The organism is uncultured Thiohalocapsa sp. (genome assembly GCF_913062725.1).
Classification (GTDB): domain Bacteria; phylum Pseudomonadota; class Gammaproteobacteria; order Chromatiales; family Chromatiaceae; genus Thiohalocapsa.
In genome coordinates this window covers 1-14,798 of the sequence record NZ_CAJXWY010000025.1, presented here as the reverse complement: position 1 = coordinate 14,798, position 14,798 = coordinate 1, and the positions used below count along the sequence as shown (strand labels likewise).

General features: G+C 66.4%; 15 protein-coding genes and 1 tRNA gene. 6 read left to right on the top strand and 10 right to left on the bottom strand.

Annotation, left to right across the window (positions count from 1 at the left end):
* Positions 1–19: 19 nt before the first annotated feature.
* Together tgt and QZ588_RS08800 are read right to left on the bottom strand one after the other, a co-directional pair.
* On the bottom strand, positions 20–1,150 hold the full coding sequence (tgt, locus tag QZ588_RS08805) for a tRNA guanosine(34) transglycosylase Tgt (RefSeq protein WP_295541909.1): 1,131 nt from the start codon (positions 1,148–1,150) through the stop codon (positions 20–22).
* Positions 1,151–1,152: 2 nt separating this feature from the next.
* Entirely contained in the window at positions 1,153–1,917 is a 765-nt protein-coding gene (locus QZ588_RS08800; protein ID WP_295541843.1) for an HAD family hydrolase, read from the bottom strand.
* Positions 1,918–2,071: 154 nt separating this feature from the next.
* Here QZ588_RS08800 and msrA point away from each other — a divergent pair, with 154 nt between their 5' ends.
* Complete coding sequence (gene msrA / locus QZ588_RS08795; protein ID WP_295541841.1) at positions 2,072–2,716, top strand: peptide-methionine (S)-S-oxide reductase MsrA; 645 nt, start codon at positions 2,072–2,074, stop codon at positions 2,714–2,716.
* A 244-nt stretch (positions 2,717–2,960) separates the two neighbouring features.
* Here msrA and queA read toward each other — a convergent pair whose 3' ends face one another.
* On the bottom strand, positions 2,961–3,998 hold the full coding sequence (queA, locus tag QZ588_RS08790; RefSeq protein ID WP_295541839.1) for a tRNA preQ1(34) S-adenosylmethionine ribosyltransferase-isomerase QueA: 1,038 nt from the start codon (positions 3,996–3,998) through the stop codon (positions 2,961–2,963).
* Between the two features lie 404 nt (positions 3,999–4,402).
* Here queA and QZ588_RS08785 point away from each other — a divergent pair, with 404 nt between their 5' ends.
* From QZ588_RS08785 to QZ588_RS08770, 5 genes are all read left to right on the top strand, one after another.
* Positions 4,403–5,056, top strand: a complete 654-nt coding sequence (locus QZ588_RS08785) for a carbonic anhydrase (protein WP_295541837.1) — start codon at positions 4,403–4,405, stop codon at positions 5,054–5,056.
* A gap of 23 nt (positions 5,057–5,079) precedes the next feature.
* Positions 5,080–5,379 (top strand): zinc ribbon domain-containing protein, encoded by a 300-nt coding sequence (locus QZ588_RS18105; protein ID WP_366929549.1) that lies wholly within the window; start codon positions 5,080–5,082, stop codon positions 5,377–5,379.
* A gap of 87 nt (positions 5,380–5,466) precedes the next feature.
* On the top strand, positions 5,467–7,071 hold the full coding sequence (locus QZ588_RS08780; protein WP_295541835.1) for a sigma 54-interacting transcriptional regulator: 1,605 nt from the start codon (positions 5,467–5,469) through the stop codon (positions 7,069–7,071).
* An 88-nt stretch (positions 7,072–7,159) separates the two neighbouring features.
* A tRNA-Leu gene (locus tag QZ588_RS08775) sits at positions 7,160–7,246 on the top strand.
* 293 nt (positions 7,247–7,539) lie between these two features.
* Positions 7,540–7,998 (top strand): nuclear transport factor 2 family protein, encoded by a 459-nt coding sequence (locus QZ588_RS08770; RefSeq protein WP_295541833.1) that lies wholly within the window; start codon positions 7,540–7,542, stop codon positions 7,996–7,998.
* A gap of 69 nt (positions 7,999–8,067) precedes the next feature.
* On the opposite strand, the gene bchJ is transcribed toward QZ588_RS08770, so the two are convergent.
* From bchJ to puhA, 7 genes are all read right to left on the bottom strand, one after another.
* On the bottom strand, positions 8,068–8,733 hold the full coding sequence (gene bchJ / locus QZ588_RS08765; protein WP_366929548.1) for a bacteriochlorophyll 4-vinyl reductase: 666 nt from the start codon (positions 8,731–8,733) through the stop codon (positions 8,068–8,070).
* 115 nt (positions 8,734–8,848) lie between these two features.
* The gene (gene hemN / locus QZ588_RS08760) at positions 8,849–10,126 is read right to left on the bottom strand and encodes an oxygen-independent coproporphyrinogen III oxidase (protein ID WP_295541905.1); all 1,278 of its coding nucleotides are present in this window, start codon (positions 10,124–10,126) and stop codon (positions 8,849–8,851) included.
* A gap of 622 nt (positions 10,127–10,748) precedes the next feature.
* Positions 10,749–11,714: a putative photosynthetic complex assembly protein PuhE gene (gene puhE / locus QZ588_RS08755; RefSeq protein ID WP_295541831.1), complete on the bottom strand. Its 966-nt coding sequence runs from the start codon at positions 11,712–11,714 to the stop codon at positions 10,749–10,751.
* A gap of 12 nt (positions 11,715–11,726) precedes the next feature.
* Complete coding sequence (acsF, locus tag QZ588_RS08750; protein WP_295541829.1) at positions 11,727–12,842, bottom strand: magnesium-protoporphyrin IX monomethyl ester (oxidative) cyclase; 1,116 nt, start codon at positions 12,840–12,842, stop codon at positions 11,727–11,729.
* Between the two features lie 45 nt (positions 12,843–12,887).
* On the bottom strand, positions 12,888–13,346 hold the full coding sequence (gene puhC, locus QZ588_RS08745) for a photosynthetic complex assembly protein PuhC (RefSeq protein ID WP_295541827.1): 459 nt from the start codon (positions 13,344–13,346) through the stop codon (positions 12,888–12,890).
* Positions 13,347–13,362: 16 nt separating this feature from the next.
* Positions 13,363–14,040, bottom strand: a complete 678-nt coding sequence (puhB, locus tag QZ588_RS08740) for a photosynthetic complex putative assembly protein PuhB (RefSeq protein ID WP_295541825.1) — start codon at positions 14,038–14,040, stop codon at positions 13,363–13,365.
* On the bottom strand, positions 14,037–14,798 hold a 762-nt coding region (gene puhA, locus QZ588_RS08735), incomplete at its 5' end, for a photosynthetic reaction center subunit H (protein WP_295541823.1). The genes puhA and puhB, both read right to left, overlap by 4 nt.

Sequence of the window (14,798 nt, the reverse complement as noted above, 5' to 3'; positions counted from 1 at the left end):
CGCGGATCACTGAACGGCGTCAGACGCAACCAAGCCCAGCATTATGGCATATCGGTTCCGGCACGGGCACGGCGAGCTCGGCGGCGACGCTGGCCAGGGTGCCCGCCTCGATGGCGGCCCGCAGCCGCCGCATCAGGTCCTGGTAGAAGGTCAGGTTGTGGAGGGTGTTGAGTCGCGCCCCCAGGATCTCGTTGCATTTATCGAGGTGATGCAAGTAAGCCCGGCTGTAGTTGGCGCAGGTGTAGCAGCGGCACGCGGGGTCCAGCGGGCCGGTGTCGGTCTTGTGCACGGCGTTGCGGATTCTCACGGTGCCTGCGCTGGTGAACAGGTAACCGTTGCGGGCGTGACGGGTGGGCATAACGCAGTCGAACATGTCGATGCCGCGCAGCACGGCCTTGACGATGTCCGCGGGCGTGCCGACACCCATGAGGTAGCGCGGCTTGTCCGCCGGCAGCCGGTCCGCCAGGTGGTCCAGCACCTTGAGCCGCTCCGCCTCCGGCTCGCCGACGGCGAGCCCGCCGACGGCATACCCCTCGAAGCCGATGCGCAACAGCCCATCGAGGGAGCGGCTGCGCAGGTCCGGGCACATGCCGCCCTGGACGATACCGAACAGCGCCGAGGGGTTGTCGCCGTGGGCCTCGCGGCTGCGGGCGGCCCAGCGCAGTGAGCGCTCCATGGAGAGGCGCACGGTTGCATCGTCGGCGGGGTACGGCGTGCATTCATCGAAGATCATGACGATATCCGAGCCGAGCGCCCGCTGCACGGCCATGGACTCCTCGGGGCCCATGAACACGCGACTCCCGTCCACCGGCGAGCGGAAGTGCACGCCATCTTCGGTGATCTTACGCAGATTACCCAGGCTGAAGACCTGAAAGCCGCCGGAGTCGGTGAGGATCGGCCGTCGCCAGTGCATGAAGCCATGCAGTCCCCCGTGCGCCTCGATGACGGCGGTACCGGGGCGGCCCAACAGGTGGAAGGTGTTGCCGAGGATGATCTCCGCGCCCAGTCCTTCGAGCTCCTCCGGCGTCATCGCCTTGACGGTGCCGTAGGTGCCCACCGGCATGAAGGCAGGCGTTTCGATGCTGCCGCGGGGGAAGCTGAGCCGGCCGCGGCGGGCATGACCCGCGGTGGCGATGCGCGCAAATTGCATCATCAGGAGGTCTCGTGCTCAGCCGGCCCGACGGCGGTCTCGAGCCAGCGCGCGAGGCCATGCAGGTTGTCCACCGCGAGCAGCGGCGGCGGCAGGTCGTCGGGCCAGGGCTGGTTGTCCCGATTGATCCAGACAGCCGCAATGCCCAGCCGGCGCGCCGCCTCCACATCCCGCACCGGATCATCGCCGACGTGCAGGGTCTGCGCGGGGGTGACGCCGGCCCAGTCCATGGCGAGCTCGAATATGGCCGGGTCGGGCTTGGCGGCGCCCGCTTCCGCCGCCGTCAGCGTGCGGTGAAAAGCGTCACGCAGCGGCGTCTGGTGTACCTCGGCGTTGCCGTTGGTGACGGCCACCAGGCGATGGCGCTCGCGCAGTCGCGCCAGCACGGGTGCCACATCGGCGTAGGGCTGCACGCGATTGCGGTGACGCCGAAACAAGTCCATGGCGGCATCCGCCAGGGCGATGTCGTAATCGAGCTCCGCGAGCAGGGCGCGCAGCGACAGCAGCCGCACCTGGGTGAGGTCGTGGGCGAGCTCGGGGCGTGCGGCCATCAGCGTCTGGCGGTGGCCGCGCAGCGCCTGGGCATCGAAGCGCGCCGTCAGACGCGGCGCCTGCTCTGCGAGCCATGCGTGCAGGGCCTCCTCCGCCGCCTGGATCACCGGCCCACAGGGCCAGAGGGTATCGTCGAGATCGATGGTGATGAGCCGCACCAGACCCGAAGGTGGCGTGGGGGCGGGTTGGGCGTTTGCCGGGGTGTGCACTGGCATCGACGGACCTTTGCTTGGTAACCAGAAGGCGGCGCCCAATTCTGCACGCGAGCGCAGGCGGGCGGGAAGCGGGTGCGCACGCCGCCGGCGTGCCGCCCTGACGCCGCCCTGACGCCGCCCGCTGTCAGGTGACCATCTCCGCCGGAGGCCAGTTATGTTCATGTTCCGCAAGAAGACCGAGATGCCGAGCGCCGAGCAGGCGCTGCCCGGGCGCGACACACCCATGCCGGTGACCAACCGCCACCATGTCTCGGGCCACCCGATCCAGCCACCGTTCCCGGAGGGTATGCAACTCGCCCTGTTCGGCATGGGCTGCTTCTGGGGAGCCGAGCGCCTGTTCTGGGAACTGCCCGGCGTCTACAGCACCGCCGTCGGCTACGCCGGCGGCCATACGCCGAACCCAACCTACGAGGACGTCTGCTCCGGCATGACCGGCCACAACGAGGTGGTGCGCGTCGTCTACCAGCCCCAAGCCGTCGGCTACCAGCGGCTGTTGGCCGCCTTCTGGGAGGGGCACGACCCCACCCAGGGCATGCGCCAGGGCAACGACGTGGGCACGCAGTACCGCTCGGGCATCTATTGCGTCGATGACGAGCAGCTCGCAATCGCCCAGGAGAGTCGGACCCGATACCAGGCGGCACTGACGGCGGCCGGGCGCCATGCCAGCATCACCACAGAGATCGTGCCGGCGCCGATCTTCTTCTACGCCGAAGACTACCATCAGCAGTACCTCGCCAAGCACCCGGGGGGCTATTGCGGCCATGGCGGCTGTGGTGTGCCCTATCCAGTCGCGGCCTAGCAGGCCCGAGCAGGCGACCTCGCGCCGGCAGCGATCGGGGTTGACAGATCCATCGGTATTTAAGAAACTAGTGATGTACTGAAGATTTGCAGTTCTTCAGTGCACTCCTCCATCCTCCTTTGGTGGTAATTTTGAAGCGCGGCGCCCGCCGCGCTTTTTTTTGCCCGCTCAACACGTGAGCGTGTCCGCCTCCGGGCGCCGATTCCGGGCGCCGAACGCAACGACGCCGGCATGACGTCGCAACTCAAGGATCCGGCCCCCGGGCGCGGGTCAGGAACATCGCATCGCCGTAGGAAAAAAACCGGTAGCGCCGGGCCACGGCATGCCGATAGGCGGCCATCACCGGCGCATGACCCGCGAAGGCGCAGACCAGCATCAGCAGCGTCGATTCCGGCAGGTGGAAATTGGTCAGCATGGCGTCGACGGCGCGGAAGCGGTAGCCGGGCCGGATGAATAATCGGCTGTCGCCCCGGAACGGCCGCAGCTCGCCCGATGCCGCGGCGCTCTCCAGACTGCGCACCGTCGTTGTGCCCACCGCCACCACCCGTCCGCCGCGCTCGCGTGCGGCCGCGACCTGGGCACAGACTTCCTCGCCGACCTCGAGCCATTCGGCGTGCATGCGATGCTTGTCGAGATCGTCCTCGCGCACCGGCTGGAAGGTGCCGGCCCCCACGTGCAGGGTCACATGCGCCAGCTCAACGCCGATGGCCCGCAGCCGCCCGAGCATGGCGGCGTCGAAGTGCAGGCCGGCGGTGGGCGCCGCCACCGCGCCCTCGCGCCGGCCATAGACGGTCTGGTAGCGCTCGCGGTCGCTGGCGTCATCCGGGCGGTCGATGTACGGCGGCAGGGGTGTGTGGCCGTGGCGCCGCAGCAGCACGGCGATGTCCTCGTGCTCACTCACCAGCACGAAGAGCGCCTCTTCACGACCCGCCATCGTCAACACCTCACCGCCGGGCAGCACCAGCCGGGTACCGGGACGGGGTGCCTGACTGGCACGCACGTGCGCGGTGATGCGCCGCGGGCTCACCAGCCGTTCCACGAGGATTTCCGCCTGGCCACCCGTCGCCTTGCGGGCGAAGAGTCGCGCCGGCAGTACCCGGGTGTCGTTGAACACCAGCAAGTCCCGAGGATCCAGCAGGCTCGGCAAGTCGGCGAACCGACTGTCCCGGTACGCGCCGCTCGCACCATCCAGCACCAACAGCCGACTCGCGGCCCGTTCCGGCAGCGGACGCTGAGCGATCAGCGCCGACGGTAGCTCGAAATCGAAATCGCTGCGCTGCATCACCTCGTTCGCCTACTCAGGTCCGTACATTCATGTTTGAGCGCAGCCGCGCTCACCGTCGCGCGACGCGCCTTGGCCGCCAACACGGGGCGCCTGCGACAGGACAACCTTGCCGGCGATCTAAGCACACGCGTTCGTCTTGTCACGGCGGCTGCCGTGTGGACGGAAGCAGCACTTCCCTCAGCGGAAGCTTTACTTCCGCAGCACACAGGCAGAAGCCGCCGACATCGGCCAACGCCGGTTCCATAGGTTACCGCGCCACGGACGTTTTTGGGCCATGAGGCTGCGGCGGCTGCAACGAGATGAAAGCACTGACTTTGGCCTGGTTCGTGCTTAGCCTCCCAAGCCGGCGCTATCGGGTGCCGGCCGCAACGATCTCGACAACATCGATGGAGGAGGTTTCCATGGGTTTCCTGAAAGACGACATCCAAGCCCGAATCGAGCAATATGACCACTGGGCGACACGGCGGCGCCATGGTCCCAATGGCCCCAACAATCGGCGACTGTGGGTACTCGCCTGCATGGACGAACGGCTGCCGGTGGACGAGGCGCTGGGCATCCGCGTCGACACCCCCGTAGGCGGCGGCGATGCACACTGTTTTCGCAACGCCGGCGGCATCGTCACGGAAGATGCGATTCGCTCGGCGATGCTCACCTGCAACTTCTTCGGCACGCAGGAAATCGCCATCGTTCAGCACACCCAGTGCGGCATGCTCTCGGCGAATGCTACCGATCTGGAGCAGGCGCTGCGCGATCGAGGCGTGGACATCGACAACCTGACGTTGGACCCGACGCTGCCGGAGCTGAGCCTGCAGCCCGGAGGATTTGCCAAGTGGATCGGCATGATGGACGATGTGGACGTCACCTGCATGAAGACGGTGGAAGTGTTCAGGAATCATCCGCTGATTCCCAAGCACGTGGAAGTGAGCGGCTGGATCTGGGAAGTGGAGACGCGACGCCTGCGGGCGCCGACCACGGATGCGGCGGCACGGGCACGCACCGATGTAACTGCCGATCAGTTCGGCGTGCGCTCGCCGCAGCCCGGGCGCTGGCGCTGATCGACTGAGAGCCGCCGCGCGCCGTGGCGCCCGCAGGCGCTACGGCGCGACCACTGGAAACCGACCCGGGAGGACATCTCGTGCCACGCTACGACTACCGCTGCCAACAATGCCAGCATGCCTTCGAGGCGAGCCATGCTCTCGCCGCGCAGGCGCCCCCCTGCCCGCACTGCGGCGGGGCCACGCGCAAGACCTTACTCTCTGCACCCGCTGTCCATGGTGTTATGGCGCAGGGGCGCGAGCGCGCCGTGCAATCACTCACACCCGCAGCCTCCGCACCTGGTCATCGCCACGGTCCGAACTGTGGCTGTGCGCAGCATTGACCTGCCCTCGGCCGCGGGTCGCAAGCACCCGCGGCGCATCTGCCTGGGGCAGCGTTGTCCGCCCACCGAAAAGATGAGCCACCCAGCATGAGCATGTCGCAAGACAGCCTGACCATGCGGACATCGGCGACGACACCCGAGGCGCTGACTTTCCTGCAGACGTTCATCGTCGAACTGATGAATGTCGTCGAGCAGCAACGCGGCGAGTACGGGCGCGGCACGCCCGCACTGAGCCCTGTGCTGAACGTGGAGCAGGTGGGCCTGAGCGCCAGCGAGTGCCTGGAGCTGATGGCCCGTCGCGCCCTGCAACGCGACGACAAACCGCTGACCAACGCCGAGTATGCCGATGTCATCGTCACGTTGAAGAACCGCGTTGGCGGTGCTTTTGCCGTCGCAGAAGTGGACGAGGGCATGGTGCGGGTCGTCAGCACGCGCTGCCCATTCGGTGAGCGGGTGAAGGATGCCCCCAATCTGTGTGAGATGACCTCGAGTGTGTTCGGGGGTATTGCTGCGCGCAACTTCGGCTACGCCAAGGTGGAGCTCTCCCGGCGCATCGCCTTGGGCCATAGCGGTTGCGAGGCGCGGATCTATCTGGACCCAGGGCGGGCCAACGGCGAGCAGGGGACAACATACCATCGCGAAGGCGATTATCTGCGCTCCCATGCCCCGGGCCGTACCGTAGCCTCCCGTATCGATCAGAGCATCCGCGAGCGCTGGTGCGTCTCCGCCGCAGGCGCCGCGAAGCGCGCAGTGCCCAGCATCGTGGCGGAATCTGCGGCCATGCGCGACGCCCTGCACGCTGTGCAGGTGGTTGCCCCCACCCAGGCGACGGTGCTGCTGACAGGCGAGACCGGCTGCGGCAAGGAGCTCATGGCGCGCGCCCTCCATACGCTCTCGGAGCGCTGGCGAGGACCTTTGGTGACGGTGAACTGCGGCGCGATCCCCGAGAATCTGATTGAATCGGCGCTGTTCGGCCACGAAAAGGGCGCCTTCACAGGCGCCTCTGAGCTGCATCATGGGTATTTTCACCGCGCCCAGGCGGGCACGCTCTTCCTCGATGAAATCGATTCCATTCCGCTGCCGGCACAGGCCAAGCTGCTGCGGGTGCTCCAGGAGGGCGAGTACGAGCGCGTGGGCGGAAAACGCACCCTAACAACGGATGTCCGCATCGTCGCCGCCTCCAACCGCAGCATCGGCGACCTGGTTGCCAGTGGGGCCTTCCGCAGCGATCTATTCTACCGACTGAACGTGGTCCCCATCGACATCCCACCATTGCGCCAACGCGCGGCCGATCTCGCCCCGCTGGTCCGGCACATTTTGGGCCGCTTGGCCGAGCGCTACGGGACTGCGCCGAAGCGCCTGAGCACATGCGCGTGGGAGAAGGCCCGCCGCTATCACTGGCCCGGCAATATCCGCGAGCTGGAGAATCTGCTCGAGCGCGCCGTCATTTTTACCCCGGGAGCGGTCATCGAGCACCTGGATGTCGAGCCGGCAGCCGGTCCCGACACCGCGCACGACTGGCGGCAGGCGAAGCGCCATGCCGCCGCACAAGCGGAGATCGGAACATTGACCGTAGCATTGCGCGAATGCCATGGCAGCGTTACCGATGTGGCCAAGGCACTCGGCATCACACCGCGGGCCGTGCGCATGAAGCTGCGCGCGCACGGACTGAACGCCACGGCGTTTCGGTGACCTCCTTGCAGCGCTGTCGGCAGCATTGCGATCAGCGCGGCAAAACTGGCGGAATAGACCGGCCTTGCGTTACCATCCGGAATGACTGGCCGGGGTGGCGGAATTGGTAGACGCAGTGGACTCAAAATCCACCGGTGGCAACACCTTACGAGTTCGAGTCTCGTCCCCGGTACCATCGCGCCGGCCCCTCACCTCGCGGCAGCCCTGCCAGCACAACCGGGTCTATGTTGACGGCGTCGCCGGCTCGCTCGAATGCGCCGTCTGCGCAAAGCCCAAGGCGCGTCTCGCCGGCACCCCAGCCATACCGCCGAGCCTGTCGGTGTCAGCAGACCCGCGCACCGGCGCGCGTCCGTCTGCTGCCACAATCGCCGGGCGATGTCATCGATCGACGGGCGTCCTGCGTTAAGCGGCCCGCGGCGCCGCAGTCCCGAACGCGGGACCGCACCCATGCCCCAGGGAGTTACCCGCATGCCCGATGCATGTTTCGAAACCGCCGCAGCGGTCGAAGCCGCCTTCTACGGTGCCTTCGCAGACGCTGATTTGACGGCCATGGCGAACGTCTGGCACGACGGCGACGAAGCCCGCTGCATCCACCCCGGCGGCGATCTACTGAGCGGCTCCGGCGCGGTGTTGGACAGTTGGCGACAGATCTTCGCCGGCGCCGCCGCCCCGAGGGTGCATCATCGCCTGCTGCACCGCACCAACGCGGGCGCACTCAGTATCCACCTGGTGGAAGAGCTCATCGGCTCCCGCGACGATCCTGAGCGCCACCTGACGCGCATTCTGGCAACCAATGTCTATCGGCAAACCGTCGATGGCTGGCGGATGGTGCTGCATCACGCCACGCTGCCTCTGGTGGAGCCACGGGGACAGGGGCAGAACGGGACGTCGCAGGGGCAAGCGGATACCGGCACCCGCCTGCATTGAGTGTGACTGGGCCCGGCCCAGTGCGCCCGTCAAGACCACCGGCTTCAGCAACGGGCGTCCGGTCCGGCATCATCGCCAACGCATTTCAAAGATGCAGGCGTCAGCCCCCTGCGCCTGACATTGGATCTCTTCCACGCGGGTGCGGGCGCTGACCAGTGTACGGAACAGCCGCTCGAAGGTGCCCGTGTAGAAATCGCACAGGGGAGTGTCGGCCTGGCTGTCGCGACACAGGGGGCAGCCGGCGATGCGCACGCGCACCGGGCGGCCCCGCAGCAGGCTGCGTGGGCTGAAATCGAAGACCCCGCTGCCGGAGAAGGTCCAGGCATGCCGACCCACGGCCTTCAGCAACAGGCGGCTGGCGGCACCCGGCGGAAGCAGTCGCAGCACGCGCTGTGCCGGGCGCGGAATCCGGTGGGCAAGCAGGTAGTCACCGGTGCGCAGCCCGGCATCGAACGAGACGCATCTGGCCTCTGCGATACCAAGCCGTCGCCGCAGCGCCTGCTGCAGGGCGATCACGTCGCACTCGTCCACCATGTGCTCGGGCGGCTGCACCAAGTGGTGCCCGAGCCCGGCGTCGGCGAAGACCGCCGCCACCGCCGCTCCCTGCGCCTCCAGCGCTTCCGCCACCCGAGTAATGGCGTTCGGCCCGATGCGCGCCGCCGTGCCCTGCGCCGCAACAGGCGCCGGGTGGGCATGCGCGGCGGCCGCCGGGGCTGATTGGTCGACCTCGGTCAACGCCGTCGACGCCTGCTCAGGCGCGCCCGGTGCCGAGCGACGACCGCGCGGCAGGCGGCTCGTCGACGACCGACGCCGGTAGGCTGGCCGCCACGGCGTCGGGATATGGCGTGCCTTACGCGAAAGGAGAGAAATGCCAACGTGCGCGATCCCAGTGGAAGTCAGCGTCGTGCTCGGTGCAGAGCTCACGCAGGAAGAAACGCCCGGCCTCGGTGACGCGCAGGCCCTGCGACCACACCTCCACCAAACCGTCACCGGCGTATGCCGCAAGGCGGCGATATTCGTCGTCGAGGCAACCGTCCGCCATCCTGTACGGCAGTTCCAGGTTACAGATCAGATGCGAGATGGCGTCGCGCCGGCGGCGGTCCAGCGCACTGAGCCTACGCCCGCGATCCACCGGCATGCGACCGGCGTGCACCTCCTGGCGCCAACCCTCCAAGTCCAGCTGGTTTTGCACACAAGTGCCCTGCAATTCGCCGATGGCACCGGCGCCGAGCCCTGCGACGTGGGCGCTGGGTGTGGCTGTGTAACCGATGCAGTTGCGGTGCAAACGGCCATCGGCCTGGGCGAGCGCCAGGTCATCGGTCTCCAACGCAAAGGTATCCAGCCCGATCCAGGCATACCCCGCCTGAGTGAAGGCGGAGACGGCGGTGCGAAAGAGCCGCTCGCGCTCGGCATTGTCGGGAAGCTCGTGGACATCGATGGCATGCTGGTGCGGACCGCTGAGGGTCCGCCGGGCGTAGCCGAAGCAGGCCACCCGGTCGGGGGCCAATTCCAGCACGGTGTCCAGGGTGCGATCGAAGGTGGCTGCGGTTTGCTGCGGCAGGCCGTAGATGAGATCGAAGCCGATGCTGTCGAAGCCGATCTCGCGCGCCATCCAGTAGACATCGCGAATGAGCTCTTCGGACTGGATGCGGCCGATGGCGCGCTGCACATCCGCATCGAGATCCTGCACACCGAAGCCGATACTGCGGAAGCCGAGCGCATGCAACAGCTCCAACTGCCCCGCCGAGCTTCGCCGCGGATCACACTCGATGGAGCACTCCGTGTCCGCAACGATATGAAAGCGTCGCTCCAGCATCTCCGTCAGACGCGTGAGCTGGGCCTCGCTCAAGTAATTGGGGGTACCGCCGGCGAGATGTACCTGCAGAACGTCACGGTTGCCATCGATACGTTCTGCCACCAGCGCCATCTCCCGATCCAGGGCGTCCAGATAGGCATCCATGCGCGCGCTGTCGTGGGTGACTGTGGTGTTGCAGCCGCAATAGAGGCAACGTCCGGCACAGAAGGGAATGTGCACATGCAGCGACAACGTCTCGCTGGGCCGTTGCGCGATGGCGGCAAGATCTTGTGCGTAATCCTCGGCGCCGTATCCGTCGACCCAGCGAGGGATGCGGACCGCCTGTTGTAAGGGCCTCCCCCGTCCCGTCAACCGTTGAGCCAATTTCGGAGTGAGCTCGGCGGGTGCAGCGGTGGACATAGTGGCGTGGCCTCTGTGAGTTCCGGGTGACACGGCAAGCGCAGGTGCGCCTGGGCAGTGCCTCCTGTGGGACGTTGCGCCGGAGCCTTTGCACCCGACATGGGTTGCAGGCGCGGGCAGCCGGAAGCAGCCATTGCTGACCTGCGGCCCGAGCCCCGCCCGATGGATGCGGCGAGGCGTCGTCCCCCCAGCGCAGTTCAGATCTCCCTGGCCGGTAGACAACGCCACAAGCTCGGCTCCGTGGCAGCAGCGTGCGACGCCGGCGCCTGCAGCCGAATCAGCAGCTATCCAGCCTACTCAGCTCAGGGCGATACATTGCCAGACGCTGAATATCGCTTCTCCTGAGCAGCACACTGATTTGCCAGTTGGTCTTGTAATGAAAAGATACCGCCGCAGCGGTATGAGGCGCCCGCCGGCATGAAGGCGAGGTCGCTGTGCGCCCGCCTGTAAACTTAGCCAAGGTGTCCCGGGGCGTCGTTGATCGACATCAAGCCGGCTGCGAACGTCTCCCGCCGCTGCGCCCTGCCGAGCGGCGCTAAGTGCTCAGCGTCACGCTCAACGCCTTCCGCGCGCGAATGGCGGGCGACTCGTAACCTGGCACTGCAGGGAGGGAAGCGGCCTGCGGCGAGACCATGTGCTGTGTCGTCCTGCCCGTCGCCGTCACTGGCTCCGCTCCAATATCACTGCGCGGCGATGTCCGCTGCGCGCTGTGCGCCATGGGCTCGACCTCGCCCCCATGCTCGGCACCCGACCCCAGTGCCCAGCGCCAAAGTGCGCCGTCGGTGAGCGGCAGCACCAAAAACCAATGCTCCAGGATCGCCAAGGCCAGCAGGGTAGCGGCCAGTATCAGCGCAACGCCGGTGAAGCTGCCGGCGGGCAACTCCACCGCGGTATCCACCAGCAGGCACATGATGACAGTCGCCACACTCACGGACACCGGGAACAGCAGGTTCATGGGACGCTTGGCGAGATAGGAGGTCAGGAATCGGATGCGCTCGGGCAGCCAATCTTCGTTGAGGTTGGGGACGCCCAAAAACAGATTCAGCTTCGCGCTCCAGCGCATCAGCCAAAGAATCAGATAAGTCCAGGCTCCTACCGCGTTCACCGCCCCCCAGGTGAGCCAGATCATGAGGCCGGCGGCGGCCACAATGACCAGCTCATGATAGAGACTGGTGGACAGCGCCAAGCGGAAACGCTGCCAGCCATGGCAATTCTCCGGACAGGGTAGCTTACGCGGGCCGGTGATGAAGCCCATGAAATAGCTCATCTCCATCCAGCCCCAGATGACCACCCCGGCGGTGAAGCCCGCATAGGCGCCGGTCACCGTCGCCATGTCACGGCTCCACACCAACACGCCGAAGGCGATGACGAGGGCCAGCGTGGCCCCGGCGAGACTCCAGGGGTAGGTGTGCTCGGGGCGCTTGTCCAGATACAGAATGACGCCGGTGCTGAACCACCACAGGAACAGCGCATAGCCGACGGCAATTCCGTAACTCAACATCACCGTGGCACGCTACCAGGTTGGGGCGAGCAGGGGCTGTGCCGGCAGCGGGTTACGCTTGGCGGGGATCAGGAACAGCGAAGTGAAGGTCACCGCCGCCGACGCGCGCAGCCCCAGCCGACGCAGCGGAGCCAGCCAGCCACCGCGGGCGGCGTCGAGCCGCCGGCTGATCTCATTCAAGCGTAAGAGACCGCGCTGAAAGCGCGGATGGTCGGTGTCGAGCGTCAGCGGAAAGACCTGCCGCGTAATCTCTGTGGTGATTGCGAAGACGCGCGCATCGAATGTATCGGGGTCGATGCCGAGGGCCTGGTACAACTCCGGGCGGGCGTGATCGCGGACGAACATGGTGGCGTAAACCGATAGCACGAAGAACCGGATCCAGAGCTTGTTCAGCCCGGTCAGCAGTTCCGGGTGCGCCCGCATGATGAGTGCAAACACCTCGCCATGGCGAAATTCGTCGTTGCACCACTGCTCGAACCAGCGAAAGATCGGGTGAAAACGGTACTCCGGGTGCCGCTCGAGATGCCGGAAGATGGTGATGTAGCGCGCGTAGCCGATCTTCTCGGACAAATAGGTTGCGTAGAAAATGAACTTCGGCCGGAAGTGCGTGTAGTGCTTCGCTTGCTTGAGATAAGCAAGGTCGACACCGACACCAAGGTCTTTCAACGCACGATTGATGAAGCCCGCGTGCCGCGCCTCATCCCTTGCCATGTATCCCATGACGCGGCGGATATCCGGGTTCTTGGCGCGCTGCTTGATGTCCGCATAGAGGACGCAGCCAGAGAATTCCGCAGTCACTGAGCTGATCAGGAAATCCAAGAATTCTGCCCGTAAAGCCGGGGGCAGTTCCTTCACTTCTGCCTGGAACGCTTCATCCTGGCGAAAATGCCCGCGGTTCACGTCCGCCTCGAACTCCGCCATCAAGGCGTCCCATGCCTCGCGCACGGGCCCGACATCGAGGCGGTCCATGGCGGCGTAGTCCGTCTTGTAGAAACGCGGCGTCAGCAGGGTTTCTTCTCCTGCGAGTTGCGCGGCGTCGTTCGCTGGCTGGCTAGTCTCGGTCATAGACCCTTCACTCCGGATGCGATTGTTGTTGCTTTCGACACGCGCCGAGCCAGCGCCGGGCATGGCATGGCATCTGACGCGAGGTGGTACGATGCCCGCTCAGCACGATCACTGGGTTATCGGCGCTGTGCGCAGCAGGCGCGCGAAGGCGGCGGTGTTGGTGGGACCGAAGGCACGCAGGTCGATCTGCCGACCGGTTTGGGGATCTTCGAACAGCAGGATGCCGCCGGCGCGCAGCGAGATCAAATAAGGCGCGTCCAACGGTACGTCATACGCCTCCCGCTCCCGCACCATGCCGCGCATGACGCCCAGCACGAAGCCATCGATACCGGACTCCAGCTCCGCGAGCTCACCGTCCTCGCCGGCGATGCGCACGATGGTGGTGCCCGCGCCATCATCCACAAACACGAGCTCGCGGCTTTCGACCACCGGCGGTAGCGGTGTCTCTGTCCCGCCGACGCCGGTGATTTGGACCATGGCCGCGGAAAGAATGACGAAGCCGATCAGCAGCCCTGCGCCGATGAGCACGGCACGCGGGAAGGGTCGGCCTTCGAACGGGTCGCTCACAGGGACAAGACCTCGCTCACCGGCCCGTCGCCGGCGCTGCGCCGAGCTGCGGCGAGCCGCCGGCGTCATCACGCGGCGTACCGCCAGTCGCGTCCGCCGGTGCGTCCTGCTCCGCCGCCGCTGCTTCGCGCAGCGCATCGGCCAAGATCGCCGCCACCCGGTCGATGTCGGGCACGCAGCGCAGCATGGGCTGGGCATCGAGGAAGCGCCAGGGTCGCACGTTTGGCCAAAGGATCAGGAAATTCACGCTGTGGCCGTCGCCGAGCACCATGGGGAGATCGCCGACACCGCCCTCGTAACGCCTCAGACCGACGCTCTGAATGGCCTTGAAAGGAATATTCACGGCCATGGGCAAGGCGACGCCAAAGCGGATCACCAGGCGCCGGTCCGTGATACTGTAAATGGTTGAGCGCGCGAAGGCCCAGGCCATGAGCGCGAGGATGCCCACCGCCATCAGGCAGAGCAATAACAGCCACAGGCCCGAGAGCAGCGCCGCCTTTGCGGACTCGCCGGCTGCGATGACATAGCCGATGCGAAAGACAATGAGCAGCCCGAAGTAGATGGCCACCGTGCGGACATAGAACGCCCGCACGGCGAGCGCGCCCCACTTGGGCGCGCCCTGCCACCGGAGCTGCTCCCCTTCCGGGAGATTCTCCGGCAAGCCGGGGACCGGCTCGAAGTCGAACTCACTCACAGATAGGGCTCCGCCCGGTCCGGCGTGGCGTACAGCTTACCAGCGCCGAGGTAAGCGACAACCTTGTCCTCCTCCGCGAGCGTGATCTGGTCATAGCTCTTCAGTGTGGGCGCGTCCTTGAATTGCGCGCCGGTGATGCTGTTGACCTCGATCACCGCCTTCTTGCGACGGACGTTGCACAGCGTACTGGGCGCCAGCATGCGCTTGCCGCCGGCGTCGATCTCGAAATAGCGCACACAGGGCTCGGCGGTGTCCACCCAGATCTCTTTACAGACGCCGCCCTGCTCGCCGTCGCAGCCGACGACGGGCCAGCCGCGCGGATCGGCGTCGCCCTTGGCGATACTGAAGTGCTTGGCGACGCGCATGGGCCGCACGCGCGGCTCGCCGGTCTCCGTGAGGTCGGGCTCTTCGGCGCGCACGGCGTAGGAGCCGGGACCAACGCCGGCGAGCATGGGGTTACCCGTAGGCGCCAGCGGCGCACCGGGGAAGTCCGCGATGGCGGCCGCGTTCAGCTTTGGCTGCGGCCGGTCCGGGCTCGGCTTTTGCACGATGGTGCCGGTGTGCGGCATCTTGAACTGCTTCGGCTTGGGCAAGGGCGGGAAGCCTTCCATCATCGTTGCGCGGCCCAGGCGCTGAGACGCCACCGGATAACCTTCGCGCTTGTCTTCGGTGCGAATATAAAAGATCAGCGCGAAGAAGAAGAACCAGAAGACGTACAGCACGAGCTGTGCGACATCGATGTAATTGGTAATGGCACC

What these genes read in the sequence shown, in the direction of transcription:
- tgt (WP_295541909.1), bottom strand. Translation starts at nt 1,150, where the DNA reads ATGCAATTTGCGCGCATCGCCACCGCGGGTCATGCCCGCCGCGGCCGG.
- QZ588_RS08800 (WP_295541843.1), bottom strand. Translation starts at nt 1,917, where the DNA reads ATGCCAGTGCACACCCCGGCAAACGCCCAACCCGCCCCCACGCCACCT.
- msrA (WP_295541841.1), top strand. Translation starts at nt 2,072, where the DNA reads ATGTTCATGTTCCGCAAGAAGACCGAGATGCCGAGCGCCGAGCAGGCG.
- queA (WP_295541839.1), bottom strand. Translation starts at nt 3,998, where the DNA reads ATGCAGCGCAGCGATTTCGATTTCGAGCTACCGTCGGCGCTGATCGCT.
- QZ588_RS08785 (WP_295541837.1), top strand. Translation starts at nt 4,403, where the DNA reads ATGGGTTTCCTGAAAGACGACATCCAAGCCCGAATCGAGCAATATGAC.
- QZ588_RS08780 (WP_295541835.1), top strand. Translation starts at nt 5,467, where the DNA reads ATGAGCATGTCGCAAGACAGCCTGACCATGCGGACATCGGCGACGACA.
- QZ588_RS08770 (WP_295541833.1), top strand. Translation starts at nt 7,540, where the DNA reads ATGCCCGATGCATGTTTCGAAACCGCCGCAGCGGTCGAAGCCGCCTTC.
- puhE (WP_295541831.1), bottom strand. Translation starts at nt 11,714, where the DNA reads ATGTTGAGTTACGGAATTGCCGTCGGCTATGCGCTGTTCCTGTGGTGG.
- acsF (WP_295541829.1), bottom strand. Translation starts at nt 12,842, where the DNA reads ATGCCCGGCGCTGGCTCGGCGCGTGTCGAAAGCAACAACAATCGCATC.